Annotated in this window: 16 protein-coding genes; 13 read left to right on the top strand and 3 right to left on the bottom strand. The window is 73.1% G+C overall.

Annotated elements, in window-relative coordinates:
• Nucleotides 1–69 precede the first annotated feature (69 nt).
• From C8054_RS28870 to msrA, 4 genes are all read left to right on the top strand, one after another.
• Nucleotides 70–486: an HIT family protein gene (locus C8054_RS28870; protein WP_107162311.1), complete on the top strand. Its 417-nt coding sequence runs from the start codon at nt 70–72 to the stop codon at nt 484–486.
• Nucleotides 487–763: 277 nt separating this feature from the next.
• On the top strand, nt 764–937 hold the full coding sequence (locus C8054_RS32415; RefSeq protein WP_199199969.1) for a hypothetical protein: 174 nt from the start codon (nt 764–766) through the stop codon (nt 935–937).
• Nucleotides 934–1,473, top strand: a complete 540-nt coding sequence (locus tag C8054_RS32410) for a Fic family protein (protein WP_199199968.1) — start codon at nt 934–936, stop codon at nt 1,471–1,473. The genes C8054_RS32415 and C8054_RS32410 overlap by 4 nt, the downstream gene beginning before the upstream one ends.
• Nucleotides 1,474–1,547: 74 nt before the next feature.
• Nucleotides 1,548–2,210, top strand: a complete 663-nt coding sequence (msrA, locus tag C8054_RS28860) for a peptide-methionine (S)-S-oxide reductase MsrA (RefSeq protein ID WP_107162310.1) — start codon at nt 1,548–1,550, stop codon at nt 2,208–2,210.
• Nucleotides 2,211–2,285: 75 nt separating this feature from the next.
• Here the strand turns inward: msrA and C8054_RS28855 are convergent, their stop codons facing one another.
• Nucleotides 2,286–4,415 (bottom strand): UvrD-helicase domain-containing protein, encoded by a 2,130-nt coding sequence (locus C8054_RS28855; protein WP_107162309.1) that lies wholly within the window; start codon nt 4,413–4,415, stop codon nt 2,286–2,288.
• A 373-nt stretch (nt 4,416–4,788) separates the two neighbouring features.
• Between C8054_RS28855 and C8054_RS28850 the strand changes: the two genes are divergently transcribed.
• From C8054_RS28850 to C8054_RS28830, 5 genes are all read left to right on the top strand, one after another.
• On the top strand, nt 4,789–6,579 hold the full coding sequence (locus tag C8054_RS28850) for an N-acetylglutaminylglutamine amidotransferase (RefSeq protein WP_107162308.1): 1,791 nt from the start codon (nt 4,789–4,791) through the stop codon (nt 6,577–6,579).
• A gap of 2 nt (nt 6,580–6,581) precedes the next feature.
• Nucleotides 6,582–8,423 carry an N-acetylglutaminylglutamine synthetase gene (ngg, locus tag C8054_RS28845; protein WP_107162307.1) on the top strand — a complete coding sequence of 614 codons (1,842 nt, stop codon included), beginning with the start codon at nt 6,582–6,584 and terminating at the stop codon, nt 8,421–8,423.
• Nucleotides 8,420–9,604 (top strand): osmoprotectant NAGGN system M42 family peptidase, encoded by a 1,185-nt coding sequence (locus C8054_RS28840; RefSeq protein WP_107162306.1) that lies wholly within the window; start codon nt 8,420–8,422, stop codon nt 9,602–9,604. Before ngg ends, C8054_RS28840 begins: the two co-directional genes overlap by 4 nt.
• Nucleotides 9,605–9,908: 304 nt before the next feature.
• Nucleotides 9,909–10,838: a ribonuclease Z gene (locus tag C8054_RS28835; protein ID WP_107162305.1), complete on the top strand. Its 930-nt coding sequence runs from the start codon at nt 9,909–9,911 to the stop codon at nt 10,836–10,838.
• Nucleotides 10,835–11,344: a GNAT family N-acetyltransferase gene (locus C8054_RS28830; RefSeq protein ID WP_107162304.1), complete on the top strand. Its 510-nt coding sequence runs from the start codon at nt 10,835–10,837 to the stop codon at nt 11,342–11,344. The genes C8054_RS28835 and C8054_RS28830 overlap by 4 nt, the downstream gene beginning before the upstream one ends.
• Nucleotides 11,345–11,375: 31 nt before the next feature.
• Here the strand turns inward: C8054_RS28830 and C8054_RS28825 are convergent, their stop codons facing one another.
• Both C8054_RS28825 and C8054_RS28820 read right to left on the bottom strand, forming a co-directional pair.
• Nucleotides 11,376–12,746, bottom strand: coding sequence for a cystathionine beta-synthase (locus tag C8054_RS28825; protein ID WP_107162303.1), 1,371 nt, complete (start codon nt 12,744–12,746; stop codon nt 11,376–11,378).
• A 73-nt stretch (nt 12,747–12,819) separates the two neighbouring features.
• A complete protein-coding gene (locus tag C8054_RS28820) occupies nt 12,820–13,176 on the bottom strand; it encodes a YkvA family protein (protein WP_107162302.1) in 357 nt (118 codons plus the stop codon).
• A gap of 134 nt (nt 13,177–13,310) precedes the next feature.
• On the opposite strand from C8054_RS28820, the gene C8054_RS28815 reads away from it, so the two are divergent.
• Genes C8054_RS28815 through C8054_RS28800 form a run of 4 tightly spaced genes read left to right on the top strand, consistent with a single transcriptional unit; the run spans nt 13,311 to nt 18,015 of the window.
• Complete coding sequence (locus C8054_RS28815) at nt 13,311–14,357, top strand: SGNH/GDSL hydrolase family protein (protein WP_107162301.1); 1,047 nt, start codon at nt 13,311–13,313, stop codon at nt 14,355–14,357.
• Nucleotides 14,354–15,169: an SGNH/GDSL hydrolase family protein gene (locus C8054_RS28810; RefSeq protein ID WP_107162300.1), complete on the top strand. Its 816-nt coding sequence runs from the start codon at nt 14,354–14,356 to the stop codon at nt 15,167–15,169. Before C8054_RS28815 ends, C8054_RS28810 begins: the two co-directional genes overlap by 4 nt.
• Nucleotides 15,170–15,227: 58 nt before the next feature.
• Entirely contained in the window at nt 15,228–16,490 is a 1,263-nt protein-coding gene (locus tag C8054_RS28805; RefSeq protein ID WP_107162299.1) for an acetyl-CoA C-acetyltransferase, read from the top strand.
• 40 nt (nt 16,491–16,530) lie between these two features.
• The gene (locus C8054_RS28800) at nt 16,531–18,015 is read left to right on the top strand and encodes a CYTH and CHAD domain-containing protein (protein ID WP_107162298.1); all 1,485 of its coding nucleotides are present in this window, start codon (nt 16,531–16,533) and stop codon (nt 18,013–18,015) included.
• The last annotated feature ends 195 nt before the right edge of the window (nt 18,016–18,210 follow it).

The raw sequence follows: 18,210 nt of genomic DNA, 5'->3' as shown, positions 1-18,210 counted from the left end.
GATCGACACTGTGGGGCGGGGGTGGGGCGCGCCGGGCGGGACCGGTGGGGGTGGGCCTAGCCTGGGCGGATGGCTGGGTGCGTGTTCTGCGGGATCGTGGCCGGTGAGGTGCCGGGCTTCGTGGTGACGGACGAGCCGGACGGGGTGGCGTTCCTCGACACCCGGCCGGTGTTCAAGGGCCACGTGCTGGTGGTGCCGCGCACCCATCTGGTGGCGCTGACCGACCTGCCGGGCGACGCGCTGCCCGGCTACTTCCGGCTGGTGCAGCGGATCGCGGCGGCGGTGGAGACCGGTCTGGGCTCCGGTGGGACGTTCGTGGCGATGAACAACAAGGTGTCCCAGTCCGTCCCGCACCTGCACACCCACGTGGTGCCCCGGACCAAGGGTGACGGGCTGCGCGGCTTCTTCTGGCCCCGGACCCGCTACGCCGACGACACCGAGGCGACCGGCTTCGCCGGGCGGATCTCGGCCGCGCTGGGCGGCTGAGAGGCCGCCAGCCCGGGGAGCAGGCGCTCGGCGCGTCTCCCCGGAGTCGACAAATTTGTTCGGTACGTTTTGATTCCCTGAAACGAACAAAATTGGAGCAGGTCATGTCCGGCCCTGGGCGCCCTTCCCGCGCCGCCGTGTACCAGCGCATGGAGGAGGCAGTCCGCGAACTGCGAGACCGGCTGGGCGGGCTACCGACACCCGCCGAGGCAGAAGCCATCTGGGCCGAGATCTGGCACCAAGAGGCGCACAACAGCACCGCCATCGAGGCCAAGCGTTGGAGCCCGGTGAGTGGCAGGCCGAAGCACTGCTCTCACTTCAGGAGGTGCGGCACATCCACCACGTCGCGATGACCCCGGTCTGGACGGTGGACCCGCACCCGCACGCCACCGACCTCGAAGGGCCCGGCAACTTCCGACGGCACGAGATCGCACGCTCCCCGGCGGGATGAAGCCGCCGTCCTGGCCGGAGGTCGATGCACGGATCCGGAGTTGGCTCGACCGTGTCGCGGAACTGCAAGCGAAGACGGATACGCCCCTTGCCGAACGGCTGGCGGTGCTTCACAACGACTTTGAAGCCATTCATCCGTTCCTCGACGGAAACGGCCGAACAGGCCGCCTGGTGCTAAGCCTCCTTCTCGGCAGGCTGGGTTATCCGCCCGCCATCATCTACAAGCGGGACCGGGATGCCTATCTACGCGCCATGCGCCGGGCCGACGTCGGCGACCCCGGGCTGTTGGGAGAGCTAATAGCCCGCAGCGTCACCGCGAACCTCTACCGCTTCGTCATGCCCGCGGTGGCCGGTCCGGTGAAGTTGCTGCCGCTTCCCGCGTTGGCCACGGCCGACCTGACCGAGAACGCCCTTCGCGTTGCCGCCATGAGAGGTCGGCTGAGAGCCGTCAAGGCGGACGACGGCACGTGGCGAAGCAGCCAGAAGTGGGTGAACGACTACACGAAGAGCCGTTACCGGCGCGGCCGTCCCGCCTGACGGTCGCCCGAACGGGTAAGGAACCGGGGACCGGCGCTGTTACACGCTGGGAAAGCCACGAGAGGAGTCCCACCGTGTTCCTCCGCCGCATGAAGGCCGAGATGATCACTCCCGACCAGGCCCTGCCGGGTCGCCCGCTCGCCATGCCGATCGCCGACCGGCACGAGGTGCTGCCGTCCTCGCTGAAGGGCCCGTTCCCGGAGGGCGCGCAGGTCGCCGTGTTCGGCATGGGCTGCTTCTGGGGCGCCGAGCGCCTGTTCTGGACGCTGCCCGGCGTGCTCACCACGTCGGCCGGCTACGCGGGCGGGTACACCACCAACCCGACGTACGAGGAGGTCTGCTCGGGCATGACCGGGCACGCCGAGGTGGTCCAGGTGGTCTACGACCCGTCGACGATCAGCTACGAGGACCTGCTCAAGGTCTTCTGGGAGAACCACGACCCGACGCAGGGCATGCGCCAGGGCAACGACGTGGGCACCCAGTACCGCTCCGCGATCTACACCACCACCGACGAGCAGCTCGCCGCCGCGAAGGCGTCGCGGGACGCGTTCGCGCCGATCGTGGCGCGCGCCGGCAAGGGTGAGATCACCACGGAGATCACGCCGCTGGGCGACTACTTCTTCGCCGAGGACTATCACCAGCAGTACCTGGCCCCGACGAAGAACCCGAACGGCTACTGCAACCACGGGCCCAACGGGCTGAGCTGCCCGGTCGGCGTGGCCCGCACCGGTAGCTGAGGCCGGCGGCGCGGCGGGCACGATGAGCGGCACGGCGGGTACGCCGCACCGGTCGTCGTGCCCGGCAGGCGACCGCTACGTGAGCGCCACCTGTCCGAGTTCCTGGGTGCACCGGGTGAGCGCGACGTAGAGGCCGTTCCAGCCGCGCGGCTCGGCGGCGATCCCCTGGGGGTCGACGAGGAGCGTCGCGTCCCATTCCAGCCCCTTGGACTGGGTCGCGGTGAGCACCGGCACATCGCTCAGCACGGTCAGGAGTTCGGCGACGCGGCCGGCGGGGGCGATGACGCCGACCGTCCCGCCCCGCCACCGTTGCCGCAGCTCCCGCACCGCTTCGACGGCGATGCCGGCCAGCTCGGCGGGCGGGACCATGCGCACCCAGGGGTCGATGCCGGACGAGCGCACCGCCCGGGGCGGCGCGTTGCGGCTGCCGGCTTCTCGCAGCACGGGTGCGGTGAGGCTCATGACCTCACGCGGGGTCCGGTAGCAGATGGTCAGTTCAGCGGCGGTCCAGCGGTCCCGGAAGACCGCCTGCACCGCCTGGGCCCAGCTGGTGTGCCGGTGCGCGGCCGCCGCCTGGTCGATGTCGCCGACCGCGGTGACGGAGCGACCGGGACAGCGCCGAAGAACCATCTGCCACTGCATCTCGGACAGCTCCTGCGCCTCGTCGACAACGACGTGGCCGTACACCCAGTCGCGTCGCCGGCGGGCGTGGTCGGCGACGAACCCGCCCTGGGGCTGCGGGGTCTCGACCTCGCCCAGCAGGTCGGCGAGCGCGTCGAGCAGGGGAACGTCGCTCGACGCCCACGGTGCCGGCTCGGCCGAGACGGCGATGATCTCGTCCGGGGTGAGCCCGGGGGCGAACCGGGCCAGCAGGGCGCGGTCGGCCAGGAGATCACGCAGAAGGGTCTCGGCGTCGAGGCTGGGCCACCACGCCTCGACGAACCGGGCGATGGCGGCGTTCTCGGCGATCCGACCGGGGAGGCCCTCCACCTCCTCCTCGGAGAGCAGTCCGTCCACGTCGCTGCCGGTGGCTCTCCTGCCGACGGGGTCGTGCCGCATGCTCCTGTCGACGCGGTCGAGGATGTCCTCGAAGCCCTCCTCCATCTCGTCCATCAGCGCCTCGCGCTGCGCGACGACGGCGTCGGCGAGGATGTGGTGCAGCTGCTCGGCGAACGCCGCGCGGGCGCGGTGGTACGGGCGGCCCGGCACCGCCGCGGCGAGCGCCTGCGCCACGGTCGCGGCGGGGATGACGTGGAACTCGCCCTCCCAGCGCAGCTTCAGCTCACGGGGCCGGGGAAGCCGCGACGTGACGTAGTTCTCCAGCGCGGGTTGCCACAGGGCGCGCCCCTTGATCTCGGCGAGCGGCCGGCTCTCGTCGCGGCCCACCCGGATCCCGGGCAGCAGCGTGTCGCAGGTCGCCGAGACGACGGCGGTCTCACCGAGGGCGGGCAGCACCTGGGCGATGTAGCGGAGGAACCGCGGCGAGGGGCCGAGGACCAGAACCGCCTGCTCGGCCATCGCCGGGTGGGCGAACAGCAGATAGGCGACGCGGTGCAGCGCGACAACGGTCTTGCCGGTGCCGGGACCGCCCTGAACGATGAGCGGGCCGGTGGCCTCGGCCCGGATGATGTCGTCCTGTTCACGCTGCAGCGTGGCGATCGCCGTGGACATGCGGCCCGTACGTCGCTCATCCAGGGCGGCCAGCAGCGCGCCCTCACCGACGAGTTCCGTCGTTGTGGTGCCGTCCAGCGGCTCGTCGTCCACGCCGACAACTGTCGATTCCGTCGTGCGGATGTGACGACGCCGTGCCTGACCCTGCGGGTCGACGGCCGTCGCGGTGTAGAAGGGCCGGGCGGCGGGAGCCCGCCAATCCAGCAGCAGCGGCTCGCCGTCCCCACCCTCGTTGCGGAGACCGACGCGGCCGACGTGCCTGACGGTGCCGTCACGACCGTCGAGCCGGCCGAAGACCAGCCCTTCCCGTGCTCGCCTCAGCTCCTCGTACTGCTGGCGGAGCAGCCGTTGCCGCGCCCGTTCCACCGCATCCGCGGGGTCCGACGGCAGTTCGGTCCACAGATGGTCGGCAAGCGTGTCGCGCCGGGCCGTGGCCAGGTCGAGAAACGACTGTTCCTCAGCGATCGCGGATCGACGCGCGACATCGTCGTCGGCACCAGCGGTGCTGTCGTTCGAAGAAGAATTCTGGCGCATTCGCGAATCCCCGTATTGAGGCTTTCCGGCGGCCCCGATGAGCCGTGGCGCATTCCGGCGGCAAGCATAGGGGCGGATTCTGCGCAGCGGCCGGGAAACCGATCCGCGGAGACAGGAGTCTCAATGCCTTGCCGTCCGGGGGCCGTCCGTGGCCTCCCGACGGGCGACCGGCCGGCCGGCGGCGGCCCGAACCGGCTCTGCGGGGTTCGTCACACCTCAGGGTCGGTGGGTTTCCGGCATTCGGCGCGGGCGGGCAGGAACCGAAAACGTGACAGGCAACCACCGTCGGTGACGGCGCATCGTAGCAAGCTGTCACACGTTCGTCATCGTCTCAACAGGCGAACTGCAACAAGCTCTGGCAGCATTGGCTCGTATGTGCGGACTTGCGGGAGAGTTCCGTCGTGACGGTTCACGGGCCGATGTCTCGGCCGTGGAACGGATGGCGGCCACGATGAGTGACCGAGGGCCCGACGACAGCGGCATCTGGTCGCAGGGCCCGACCGCGCTGGGACACCGGCGCCTGAAGATCATCGACTTGTCCGCGGCCAGCGGCCAACCGATCGTGGACGCCGCCGCGGGCCTCACCGGGGTCTTCAACGGCTGCATCTACAACTACCGCGAGCTGCGCGCCGAGTTGCAGGCCAAGGGCCACCGCTTCTTCTCCGCCGGGGACAGCGAGGTCGTGGTCAAGGCGTACGCCGAGTGGGGGCTCGACTTCGTCGACCACCTGGTCGGCATGTTCGCGGTGGCGATCAGCGAGCGGGACACCGGCCGCCTGGTGCTGGCCCGGGACCGCCTCGGCATCAAGCCGTTGTACCTGGCCGAGAGCCCCGGCGTGGTGCGCTTCGCCTCCACGCTGCCGGCGCTGCTGGCCGGTGGCGGCGTCGACACCACCATCGACCGGGTGGCGCTCGCCCACTACCTCAGTTTCCACAGCATCGTGCCGCCGCCGCGGACCATCCTCGCCGGCGTCACCAAGCTGCCGCCGGCCACCGTCAAGGTGTACGAGGCGGACGGCACCACCCGCGAGCGGGTCTACTGGGACCCGACGTTCGGCCGGGCCGCCGAGCGGGCCGGCTGGTCCGAGCGGGACTGGCAGGACGCGCTGCTCGACTCGCTCACCACCGCGGTGCGTCGCCGGATGGTGGCCGACGTGCCGGTGGGTGTGCTGCTCTCCGGTGGCCTCGACTCCAGCCTGGTGGTCGCGCTGCTGGCCGGCGAGGGGCAGGCCCGCTCCGGCCTGGCCACGTTCTCCATCGGCTTCGACGCGGTGGGCGGCCGGGAGGGCGACGAGTTCGTCTACTCCGACCTGGTGGCGAAGACGTTCGGCACCGACCACCACCAGATCCGGGTGCCCACCGGCGACCTGTTGCCGCCGCTGGAGGCCGCCGTGGCGGCCATGAGCGAGCCCATGGTCAGCCACGACTGCGTGGCGTTCTGGCTGCTCAGCCAGGAGGTCGCGCGGCACGTGAAGGTGGTCCAGTCGGGCCAGGGCGCGGACGAGATCCTGGGCGGCTACCACTGGTACCCGCCGCTGGCCGGGGTGGACCGGGAGGCGGCGCTCGACACGTACGCGAAGGCGTTCTTCGACCGCGACGCGGCCGGACTGGCCCGGGTGCTCAACCCCGACTGGCTGGCCGCCGGCGACCCGGCGCGCGAGTTCGTCGCCGCGCACCTGGGCCGGCCGGGCGCGCAGACCGCCGTCGACGCCGGCCTGCGGATCGACACGCAGGTCATGCTGACCGACGACCCGGTGAAGCGGGTCGACAACATGACCATGGCGCACGGGCTGGAGGCCCGGGTGCCGTTCCTCGACCACGAGTTCGTCGAGCTGGCCGCGAGCTGCCCGCCGGAGCTGAAACTGGCCCAGGGCGGCAAGGGCGTGCTCAAGGAGATCGGCCGCCGGGTGCTGCCGCACGAGGTCATCGACCGGCCGAAGGGCTACTTCCCGGTGCCGGGCCTCACCCACCTGGAGGGCAAGCTCCTCGACCGGGTACGCGACGCGCTCAGCGCCCCCGAGGCGCGCCGCCGTGACCTGTTCCGCGCCGACTACGTCGACTCGCTGCTCGCCGACCCGAACGCCGAACTGACCCCGTTGAACGGAAACAAGCTGTGGCAACTGGGACTCCTGGAAATGTGGCTCCAGAGCCACGGAATCGACTGACCGTGACCGACACCCTCGCCACCGGCACGGCTCGCACCGACCGGGAACGGGTGCTGGGCCGGCGTCGGGAACGCACCGGCCCGGGCGGTGACCCGGTTGCCCCCGGTACGCCGGAGCCGGCGCTGCCGTCCACCGCCGTGGCCACCGACGCCTCCGGCGTGGTGCTGGACTGCGGCTGGGGCCGGCTGGTCTTCGGCCAGACCTTCACCGACCAGGTGCACGTCGCCGACGTGCTGCGCTCCGAGGCCAACGGCGCCCGGGACATCTGCATCTACCTGCGCGACCCGCACGTGCTGGTCTCCCGGCTGCCGGACGAGCTGTTCATCGACCCGTCGCTGACCTACCGGCTGCCGCTGGGCGAACGCCGGCCGGCCGCCACCGAGGGCGAGGACATCCCCGGGTTGGCCGTCCGGCCGCTGCGCGACGCCGACGACGCGGACGCGGTTAACCGGATCTACGCCCGCAACGGCATGGTCACCGCCCCGGTCGAGGTGCTGGTGGACAACGCCGCCACCGACCGGTTCCTGCACCTGGTCGCCGAGAACGCGGCCGGCGAGGTGGTCGGCACCATCACCGGTGTGGACCATGTCGCGGTCTTCGCCGACCCGGAGCAGGGCGCCAGCCTCTGGTGCCTGACGGTGGACTTCAACACCGCGCCGCCCGGCACCGGCCAGGCGCTGCTCACCGCGCTCGCCGACCAGCTCGACGCGCGCGGCCGGGCGTACGTGGACCTGTCCGTGCTGGCGGAGAACTCGGGCGCGATCCGGCTCTACGAGCGGCTCGGCTTCCACCGCACCGGCACGCTCTGCGTGAAGCGGAAGAACCCGATCAACGAGCGGCTGTTCCTGCCGGCCATGCCCGAGGGTTACGACGAGCTGAACCCGTACGCGAAGATCGTCGCGGACGAGGCGATGCGGCGCGGCATCCGGGTGGAGGTGACCGACCCGCACTGGGGTGAGCTGAAGCTGACCAGCGGCGGCCGGACCATCCACACCCGCGAGTCGCTGTCGGAGCTGACCTCGGCGGTGGCGATGAGCCGCTGCGACGACAAGCGGGTGACCCGGCGCATCCTCACCGAGGCGGGTCTGTCCGTGCCGCGGGGGCGCACCGCCACCGGCGAGCCCGACGACCTGGCGTTCCTGGCCGACGTCGGCCCGGTGGTGGTCAAGCCGGCGCGCGGCGAGCAGGGCAACGGGATCACCGTCGGCGTCCAAACGCCGGAGACGCTGACCACGGCCGTCGAGCTGGCCCGGCGGTTCTGCCCGGACGTGCTGATCGAGGAGCTGCGCGCGGGCGAGGACCTGCGGGTGGTGGTGATCGACCACGAGGTGGTGGCCGCCGCGGTCCGCCGGCCGGCGCAGATCACCGGCGACGGTGTGCACGACGTCACCGAGCTGATCGAGCGGCAGAGCCGCCGTCGGGCCGCCGCCACCGGTGGCGAGTCCCGGATCCCGATCGACGACATGACCCGCGAGGTGGTGGCCGAGGCCGGCTACCAGATGCACGACGTGCTGCCGGAGGGGCAGGTGCTGGCGGTCCGCCGGACGGCCAACCTGCACACCGGCGGCACCATCCACGACGTGACCGCCGAGCTGCACCCGGCGATCGCCGAGGCGTGCGTGACGGCCAGCCGGGCGCTGGACATCCCGGTCACCGGGCTGGACCTGCTGGTGCCCGCGCCGGACGCCCCGGAGCACGTGTTCATCGAGGCCAACGAACGGCCGGGGCTGGCCAACCACGAGCCGCAGCCGACCGCCGAACGCTTCGTCGACCTCCTCTTCCCGGGCACGCGGGCACCGCAGCGACTCTGGTCGCCGGCCGGTGCGGCAGGCTCTGGGGCATGACCGCACGCAAACCCCAACCGCTCACGCTCGACCTCGAATACCTGCGCCAGGTGCTGGTGGAACTGCTGGAGATCCCCAGCCCGTCCGGGCGCACCGACCACATCCAGCAGTACGTCGGCGAGCGGCTCTCCGCGCTCGGGATCAGCTCCACGCTGACCCGGCGCGGGGCGCTGAGCGCCTGCCTGCCCGGGCCCCGGCCGACCGGCGCGGACCGGGCCGTCGTGGTGCACACCGACACCATCGGCGGCATGGTGAAGCGGCTCAAGGAGAACGGCCGGCTGGAGATCAACCCGATCGGCACGCACAGCGCCCGCTTCGCCGAGGGCGCCCACGTGCGGATCTTCACCGACGACCTGGAGCGGGTGGTCACCGGCCAGGTGCTGCCGCTGAAGGCGAGCGGGCACCGCTACAACGAGGCGGTCGACCTCCAGGGCGTCGGCTGGGAACTGGTCGAGGTCCGGGTGGACGAGCCGGTGCACGACGAGGCCGGCCTGCGGGCGCTCGGCATCGACGCCGGGGACTTCGTCGCGCTGCTGCCCAACCCGACCATCACCCCCGCCGGGTACGTCAAGTCCCGGCACCTGGACGACAAGGCCGGGGTGGCCGCGGTGCTGACCGCGTTCAAGGCGATGGTCGACGCCGGCGTCACCCCGGCGGTCACCGCACACCTGCTGGTCACCGTCACCGAGGAGATCGGCCACGGCGCCAGCCACGGGCTCGACCCGGACGTGGCGGAGATCGTCTCGGTGGACGCGGCGGTGGTCGCGCCCGGCCAGCAGTCCCGGGAGACCGCCGCCACGCTGGCCATGGGCGACGGGGTCGGGCCGTTCGACTACCACCTGACCCGCAACCTGGCCGCCATCGCCAAGGAGCACGGCGTCGACCTGGTCCGCGACGTCTTCGACTACTACCGTTCGGACGCGGCGTCCGCGGTCGAGGCCGGCGCGCACGCGCGGGTGGCGCTGCTCGGCTTCGGCGTGGACGCCACCCACGGCCACGAGCGGACCCACCTCGACGGCCTCCACCAGCTCACCCAACTGCTCTGCCTCTACCTCCAGAGCCCGCTGGTCTTCCCGGAGTGGGACGCCGAGCCGGAGGGCGACCTGGCCGACTTCCCGTCGCTGGCGGTGCAGCCGGCGCACGAGGACGGCCCGCGCGAGGGCCCGATCGGCGTGGAGTGAACGTCTGTGATCGAAATCCGTTGCCGATGCCGCCGGGAAGTGGATAGCGTGGCGGTACACGGGAAAGGAGGTGGTCCAGACTTGTATAGCAATCGGACTCGTGAGGTGGCTGTCCGCTAGCCGCTGTCCTCGACAGTGAAACATCGTCCGCCGCGAGGCGGACAGCACGATCGTCGAGACCGTGTGGCAGCGGTGCGGCGAAACCACGACAGCCACCCGACCCCCGGGGTGCCGGCCCAGTCCAGCCGGCCCGCGCGCGAGCGCGGAAGCCCCGGGGGTCGTTCCATGCCAGCCGGAGGATGCGGTGTCGATGCGTGAGCTGGTGGTGCTCGGCACGGCCAGTCAGGCCCCCACCCGGGCCCGCAACCACAACGGTTACCTGCTGCGCTGGGACGACGAGGTGATCCTCTTCGACCCGGGCGAGGGCAGCCAACGCCAGATGCTGCACACCGGCGTGACCGCCACCGACCTGACCCGGATCTGCGTCACCCACTTCCACGGCGACCACTGCCTCGGCCTGCCCGGCATGATCCAGCGCCTCTCGCTGGACCGCGTGCCACACCCGGTGGCCGTGCACTTCCCGGCCGGCGGGGCCGACTACTTCGCCCGACTGCGGCACGCGTCCAGCTTCCACGAGACCGCCGAGCTGGCCGTCGAGCCGATCGACGCCGACGGGCAGCGGATCACGCTGGGCGTCGGCACGCTGGAGGCCCGCCGGCTGCGCCACCCCGTCGAGACGTACGGCTACCGGCTCGTCGAGCCGGACGGCTGCCGGATGCTGCCGGAGCGGCTGTCCGCGTACGGCATCGTCGGTCCGGCGGTGGGCAAGCTGCTCCGCGAGGGCCACCTGGACGTCGACGGACGCCGCGTCACCTCCGACGAGGTGAGCGTCACCCGACCGGGGCAGCGGTTCGCGTTCGTGATGGACACCGGGCTCTGCGACGGCGTGTACGCGCTGGCCGAGCACGCCGACCTGCTGGTCATCGAGTCGACGTTCCTGGCGTCGGAGGCCGTGCTCGCCGCCGAGGTCGGCCACCTCACCGCCGGCCAGGCCGCGCGGGTGGCCACCGAGTCGGGGGTACGCACGCTCGTGCTCACCCACTTCTCCCAGCGGTACGCCGACCCGCGCCGCTTCCACGACGAGGCCCGCGAGCACTTCGCCGGCGACCTGGTGATCGCCGAGGACCTCCAGACGGTGCCGGTGCCGCCCCGGCGGGTACCGTCGCCCGGGTGACCGTCTCCCTACGCCCCGCGACCGAGACCGACCTGCTGGCGGTCGGCGCCCTGCACCAGCGTTCCCGGGTGGCGGCGTACTCGTCGTTCCTGCCCCCCGAGGCGCTGGCCGATCCCACCGCCGAGGCGATGGGCCGCTACTGGGTGGAGCGGTTGACCTGGGAGGGAACGGACCACCGGATGACCGTGGCCGAGCGGGACGGACGGCTGGTGGGCTTCAGCTATCTCGGGCCGGACGACGAGGGTGACCCGGCGACCGGGCTGCTCCACGCCCTGCACCTCGACCCGGACGAGCGGGGCCGGGGCACCGGCCGGGCGCTGATGCTGGACGCGCTGGACGCGGCGCGCGCCCGTGGGTGGACCCGGGCGGCGTTGTGGGTGCTGGCCGACAACGCGTCCGCGCGCCGCTTCTACGAGCGCGGCGGCTGGCACGCCACCGGCACCCGGAGCACCGACCGGATCGGCCCACGGCGGGTCGCCCGGCTCCGCTACGCGCGGGAGGTGTGAGGGGCCCCGTCGCCGGGGCCCCGCACCCCGCTCAGCGCGCGCCGAGGTGGGCCAGCAGGTCCTGCCGGGTCAGCACACCCTTGGGCTTGCCGTCGACCAGCACGAGCGCCGCGTCGGCCTTCTCCAGCAGCGTCACCGCCTCGCTGACCGGCTGCCCGCCGCCGATCATCGGCAGCGGCTCGCCCATGTGCCGCTCGATCGTGTCGTGCAGGTGGGCCTGGCCGGTGAAGAGCGCGTCGAGCAGGTCCCGCTCGGCGATCGAGCCGGCCACCTCGCCGGTCACCACCGGCGGCTCGGCCTTGAGCACCGGAAGCTGGGAGACGCCGTACTCGCGCATGTAGTCGATGGCGTCGCGGACCGTCTCGGTCGGGTGCACGTGCACCAGCTCGGGCAGGCCACCCGGCTTGCCGCCGAGCGCGTCGGCCACGGTCGGCTCGGCGCCGGCGTCGTCCAGGAAGCCGTACCGGGCCATCCAACGGTCGTTGAAGATCTTCGACAGGTAGCCCCGGCCGCCGTCCGGCAGCAGCACCACCACCACGTCGTCCGGGCCGGCCTTGCGGGCCACCTCCAGCGCGCCCACCACGGCCATGCCGCAGGAGCCGCCGACCAGCAGCCCCTCCTCGCGGGCCAGCCGGCGGGTCATCTCGAACGACTGCTTGTCGGACACCTCGACGATCTCGTCGGCGACGGACCGGTCGTACGTCTCCGGCCAGAAGTCCTCGCCGACGCCCTCGACCAGGTAGGGCCGACCGGTGCCGCCGGAGTAGACCGAGCCCTCCGGGTCCGCGCCGATCACCTTCACCCGGCCCTCGGACGCCTCCTTGAGGTAGCGACCGATGCCGGAGATGGTGCCGCCGGTGCCGACACCGGCGACGAAGTGGGTGATCTTCCCGTCGGTCTGCCGCCACAGCTCCGGGCCGGTCGTCTCGTAGTGCGAGCGCGGGTTGGCCGGGTTGCTGTACTGGTTGGGCTTCCACGCGCCGGGGATCTCCCGGGCCAGCCGGTCGGAGACGTTGTAGTAGGAGCGCGGGTCCTCCGGCGCGACGGCGGTCGGGCAGACCACCACCTCGGCGCCGTACGCCCGCAGCACGTCCTGCTTGTCCTGGCTGACCTTGTCCGGGCAGACGAACACGCAGCGGTAGCCCCGGAGCTGGGCCACCAGGGCCAGCCCGACGCCGGTGTTGCCGCTGGTCGGCTCCACGATCGTGCCGCCCGGCCCGAGGATGCCCGCCTTCTCGGCGTCCTCCACCATGCGCAGCGCGATCCGGTCCTTGACCGAGCCGCCCGGGTTGACGTATTCCACCTTCGCCAGCACGGTCGCCTGGATGCCCTCGGTGACGTTGCGCAGGCGAACCAGCGGGGTGTTGCCGATCAGCTCGACGACGTTGTCGTAGTACCGCACCTCGTTGTGCCCTTCGTAGCGCCGCCGTCGGAGGGCGGCCGGTCAGCCGGTTCGCCGCCCAGCGTACGTGCCGTCAGGGGGCCACCTGCCCCGGGATGACGGAGCTGCGGCGTGCTTCCCACTCCAGGAACCGTTCGGTCTCGGCGAGCACGCTGCCGGCCAGCCAGGTGACCATGACGGCGTCGTCGGCCAGCCCGAAGATCGCCAGCGGGATCTCCGGCAGCAGGTCGATCGGGGAGACGACGTACGCCGCCGCGCCGGCCATCAACGCCAGGCGCAGCCCGCCGTCGTACTCCCCTCGTCCGGTGGCCCGCATCATCCGCGGCAGCGCCGCCAGCCGGGCACCCAGCGACGGCCCGCCCCGCGCCCCGGCCGCCAACGCCCGGGCCAACGCGGCGAACGCGGCGCTGCGCTTCAACGTCTTCCCCATGATTCCGCCTCTCTTCGCCGGACCAGGGTGCGGCCCCGGGGCAACCCCACCCCCACCGGTACCCAGAACGGCCGACTCCCAGCCCCGCCCGATCGAGGACAGCGGTCGTCGTACCGGCGCGATACTGTCGGTGCATGGGGGACGTCGGTTCCGTCGCGCCGGCCCGTCGGCGACGCGCCCGGCAGATCGCCCGCCTCGCGGCGATCGGCACGGGCGCCACGGTGGCGGCCACGGCCGCCACCGGCGGCGTGCTGCTCGGCCAGGCCCGGCAGGCCCGGCGCACCATCCCGATGGCCGAGGCGCCGCCACCACGCTGCGACGGCGTCTACGGCGCGAGGTTCCCCGGCCCGCCGGTCACCATGGTCATCCTCGGTGACTCCTCCGCGGCCGGCTACGGCGTGCACCGACGCCGGGAGACGCCCGGCTCGCTGCTGGCCACCGGGCTGTCCCGCCGGCTGCACCGCCCGGTCCGGCTGCACCGGTTCGCCGTGGTGGGCGCGCTGTCTGCCGGGCTGAAGCCGCAGGTCGAGTCCGCCCTGGAGGTCACGCCGGACGTGGCCGTGGTGCTGGTCGGCGGCAACGACGTCACCAACCGCACCCCGCCGGCGTTGGCCGTGCGCTACCTGGTCGACGCGGTCCGCACGCTGCGCGCCGCCGGTTGCGAGGTGGTCGTCGGCACCTGCCCCGACCTGGGCACGATCCGGCCGATCCAGCCGCCGCTGCGGTGGCTGGCCCGACGCTGGAGCCGCCAGCTCGCGGCCGCCCAGACAGTGGCCGTGGTGGAGGCGGGCGGCCGGACGGTCTCCCTCGGTGACCTGCTGGGGCCGCGGTTCGCCGCCGAGCCCGGCCGGATGTTCGCCTGGGACCGGTTCCACCCCTCCGCGGAGGGGTACGCGATGGCCGCGGCGGCGCTGCTGCCCACCGTGCTCTCCGCGTTGGGCGCGGTGCCGGAACGCCGTCCTTCGCGCATCGGGCTGGAAGGCGTACGGTCGCTCCCCGAGGCGGCCCACGAGGCGGCCCGGCACGCCGGCACGGAGGTCAGCGGCACCCAGCTCCGGGGCCGCGACCGCGGGCCGGGCGGTCGGTGGGCGCAGCTCCGCCGGCGAGCGTTCTTCGGCGTCGGCGCGATGCCCCCCAGCGGCACCGCCACCGACTCGGCCACGCTGGAGGGAATGGCATGAGCGGATCGAACGAGACGGCGGCCCGGTGGGGCCGGGCCGCGGCGCTGTCGCTGCTGGCCGGCACGGTGGGTGGCGCGGCGGTCCTCGCCGGCCAGGCCATCGCCGCCCGCACCCGGGAGTACGCCCAGCCCGAGCTTGGTCTGGTGCTGCGCGCCACGGTCGGCCGGGCCGACGCGCCGCCGCTGCGGCTGGTGCTGCTCGGCGACTCGTCGGCGATCGGGGTGGGCGTCGACCGGTTCGAGGAGACCATCGGCGGCCAACTGGCCCACCTGCTCGCCGAGGGGCCGACCGGCCGGCGGGTGCACCTGTCCAGCGTCGGGGTCTCCGGGTCCCGCGCCACCGACCTGGCCACGCAGGTGGCCCGCGCGCTGCTCGGCGAGCGGCCCGACGTGGCGGTGGTGCTGATCGGGGCGAACGACGCCACCGCGATGAGCCGCCCGGCCGACGCGGCGGCGTACCTCGGCTCGGCGGTCCGCCGGCTGCGCGAGGCCCACCTCGAGGTCGTCGTCGGCACCTGTCCCGACCTCGGCGCGATACGCGCCGTCGCCGCTCCGCTGCGCCAGGTGCTCGGCTGGTCCGGGCGGCGGATGGCGCGGGCCCAGACGGCGGCCGTGCTGGACGCCGGTGGCACCGTCGTCGACCTTGGCACCGAGACCGGCCCGGTGTTCCGGGCCGATGCCGGCACGCTCTGCCACGACGGCTTCCACCCCTCCGCGGACGGCTACCGGGTCTGGGCGCACGCACTGCTCCCGGCCGTCGAGTCCGCCGCCGCGGTCGCGTTCCGGCACCACCGCCGGCCGCCGGCGGGGTGACATTTCCCGCCCGGGGCGCGGCTTCCACCGCAAGTTACCCGCGGGTTAACGTTGGTTCATGCCGATTGAGTCGCCCCGCGACGCCGTCATCGTCGCCACCGCCCGGTCCCCCATCGGCCGCGCGTTCAAGGGTTCCCTGCGCGAGGTCCGCCCGGACGACCTCGCCGCCACCATCGTCCAGGCCGCCCTCGACAAGGTGCCGGCGCTCGATCCCACCACCATCGACGACCTCTACCTCGGGTGCGGTCTGCCCGGCGGTGAGCAGGGCTTCAACATGGCCCGGGTGGTCGCCACGCTGCTGGGCCTGGACGGGCTGCCCGGCGCCACGCTGACCCGCTACTGCGCCTCCTCGCTCCAGACCACCCGGATGGCGATGCACGCGATCCGGGCCGGTGAGGGCGACGTGTTCGTCTCCGCCGGGGTGGAGATGGTCTCCCGTTACGCCCGGGGCAACTCGGACACGCTGCCGCCGGAGGCGCAGGCGCTGGTCGGCGGCGGTTGGGAGAACCCGCGCTTCGCCGAGGCACGCGAGCGCTCGCAGGCCCGCACGCAGGCCGGCGCCGAGGTGTGGACCGATCCGCGGGTGGCCGGCCGGCTGCCGGACATCTACCTCGCCATGGGGCAGACCGCGGAGAACCTGGCCCAGGTGTACGACGTGTCCCGTGAGGACATGGACGCGTTCGGCGTCCGCAGCCAGAACCTGGCCGAGAAGGCGATCGCGGACGGCTTCTGGGCCCGTGAGATCACGCCGGTCACCACGCCGGACGGCACCGTGGTCGGCGCCGACGACGGCCCGCGTCCCGGGGTGACCCTGGAGGGCGTGGCCGGCCTCAAGCCGGTGTTCCGCCCGGACGGCCGGATCACTGCCGGCAACTGCTGCCCGCTGAACGACGGCGCCGCCGCCGTAGTGATCATGAGCGCCGGGCGGGCGGCCGAGCTGGGGCTCACCCCGCTGGCCCGGATCGTCTCCACCGGCGTCACCGCGCTCTCCCCGGAGATCATGGGCCTCGGCCCGGTCGAGGCGTCGAAGCAGGCGCTGAAGCGGGCCGGCATGACCATCGACGACGTCGACCTGGTGGAGATCAACGAGGCGTTCGCCGCCCAGGTGATCCCGTCGTACCGGCAGCTCGGCATCCCGGAGGAGAAGCTGAACGTGGCCGGCGGCGCGATCGCGGTCGGTCACCCGTTCGGCATGACCGGCGCCCGGATCACCGGCACCCTGCTCAACGCGCTGGAGTGGCACGACAAGACCATCGGCCTGGAGACCATGTGCGTCGGCGGCGGCCAGGGCATGGCCATGGTGCTCGAACGACTGAGCTGAGCTCGATTCACCAGGGCACACGCCGGGTACCGGAACCCGCATGGCGACCGTCGTGGAACGTGAGCGCAAATTCTCCGGCGACGAGGGTTTCCGGCTGCCCGATCTGACCGGCTGCGGTGGCGTCGTGACGATGTCCGACGCCACCGGGTCGGAGCTGGACGCCGTCTACTGGGACACCGACGACCTGCGGCTGCTGCGGAGCGCCCACGCGCTGCGGCGGCGTACCGGCGGGCACGACGCGGGCTGGCACCTCAAGGTGGGCGCGGTCGGTGGGGCCCGGGTCGAGCACCAGTTCCCGGCCGGGCCGGCCGAAGCCGGCCCGCCGGCTGAGCTGCTCGCGCTGATCCGGGGCGCGTCCCGGGGTCGGCCGGTGGCCCCGGCGGCCCGGATCGTCAACCACCGCCGGGTGCGACGGCTGCTGGACGCCGACGGTCGCGTGCTGGCCGAGGTCGCCGAGGACGACGTCCGGTCCGAGGACCTGGTCGACGGCACCGCCCGGGCCTGGCACGAGATCGAGGTCGAGCTGGTCGACGGCGACGAGGAGCTGCTCGACGCGGTTTCCGCCCGGCTGGCCGAGGCCGGTGCCCGGGAGGTGTCGGTCAGCAAGTCCCACCGCGCGGTCGCCGGGCGGCTCGCCCGGTTCGACGACCGGCCGCCCACCGGCCCGGCCGGGCCGGTCGTCAGGTACGCCCGGAAGCAGCGGGACGCGATCGTCGGCAACCACGCGGCGGCGTACCAGGGGGACGCGGACGCGGTGCACGACATGCGCGTCGCGATCCGCCGGCTGCGGGCCACGCTGCGCACGTTCCGTGGCCTGTGGGACCGGCGGGAGAGCGAGGCGGTCCGGGGCGAGCTGCGCCGGCTCGGCGGCGACCTGGGCGCGGTCCGCGACGTCCAGGTGCTGACCGCCCGACTCGCCGCGGCGGTGCACGAGCTGCCCGACGAGCTGGTGCTCGGCCCGGTGGCCGCGCGGGTCGGTGAGCGGTTCGCCGCCGACCTGGCCGAGTCGACCACCGCCCTGCGCGCGGCACTGGACGACGACAGGCATCCCGACCTGCTGACCCGCCTGGACCGTCTGCTCGACGGTCCGACCGCCGAGGTGAACCGCCGCTGGGTGGACCGCCGGTTACGCCGCGCGGTGCGGCGCGCCGACGAGCGGCTGGACCGGGCGCTGGCCGACCGGGGACCGGCCGGGGACACCGCCCTGCACGAGGCGCGCAAGAAGTACAAGGCGGCCCGGTACGCGGTGGAGGTCCGGGTGCCCGACGCCGGCAAGCCGGCCGCCCGCCTGGTGAAGCGGCTCAAGACGCTCCAGAACCTGCTCGGGACGCACCAGGACTCGGTGGTGACCCGGGAGGCGCTGCGCCGGCACGCGCTGCGGGCGTACGCCGAGGGCGAGAACACGTTCACCTACGGCCTGCTGCACGCGCGGCAGGCCGAGGCCGCCGGGCACGACCTGCCGGCGGTGCTGCGCGCGCGGGACCGGGCCCGTCAGCGCAAGGTGCGCCGCTGGCTGAAGCCCTGATCACCGACTCTCACTCCGCCCCGGCTGCTCCGGCTGCCTCCGGCCACCGACCCGCCCCCGGGTAGGGAGATGCTCCGGTCGCCACCGCCTACCAACTTGATGGCGTAAACGGGTCGGCGTCGCGCGGCGGTCGCCGCGCCCGGTCCGCGTCATCCGCCCGACCCATCCACGCCATCAACCTCTTGGGCACCCGAC

Source organism: Micromonospora sp. RP3T (assembly GCF_003027925.1).
Classification (GTDB): domain Bacteria; phylum Actinomycetota; class Actinomycetes; order Mycobacteriales; family Micromonosporaceae; genus Micromonospora.
This window is presented reverse-complemented; position numbering and strand designations above follow the sequence as displayed.

What these genes read in the sequence shown, in the direction of transcription:
- C8054_RS28810 (WP_107162300.1), top strand. Translation starts at nt 14,354, where the DNA reads ATGAGCGGATCGAACGAGACGGCGGCCCGGTGGGGCCGGGCCGCGGCG.
- C8054_RS28870 (WP_107162311.1), top strand. Translation starts at nt 70, where the DNA reads ATGGCTGGGTGCGTGTTCTGCGGGATCGTGGCCGGTGAGGTGCCGGGC.
- C8054_RS28855 (WP_107162309.1), bottom strand. Translation starts at nt 4,415, where the DNA reads ATGCGCCAGAATTCTTCTTCGAACGACAGCACCGCTGGTGCCGACGAC.
- C8054_RS32410 (WP_199199968.1), top strand. Translation starts at nt 934, where the DNA reads ATGAAGCCGCCGTCCTGGCCGGAGGTCGATGCACGGATCCGGAGTTGG.
- C8054_RS28820 (WP_107162302.1), bottom strand. Translation starts at nt 13,176, where the DNA reads ATGGGGAAGACGTTGAAGCGCAGCGCCGCGTTCGCCGCGTTGGCCCGG.
- C8054_RS28815 (WP_107162301.1), top strand. Translation starts at nt 13,311, where the DNA reads ATGGGGGACGTCGGTTCCGTCGCGCCGGCCCGTCGGCGACGCGCCCGG.
- C8054_RS28840 (WP_107162306.1), top strand. Translation starts at nt 8,420, where the DNA reads ATGACCGCACGCAAACCCCAACCGCTCACGCTCGACCTCGAATACCTG.
- C8054_RS28850 (WP_107162308.1), top strand. Translation starts at nt 4,789, where the DNA reads ATGTGCGGACTTGCGGGAGAGTTCCGTCGTGACGGTTCACGGGCCGAT.
- C8054_RS28805 (WP_107162299.1), top strand. Translation starts at nt 15,228, where the DNA reads ATGCCGATTGAGTCGCCCCGCGACGCCGTCATCGTCGCCACCGCCCGG.
- C8054_RS28800 (WP_107162298.1), top strand. Translation starts at nt 16,531, where the DNA reads ATGGCGACCGTCGTGGAACGTGAGCGCAAATTCTCCGGCGACGAGGGT.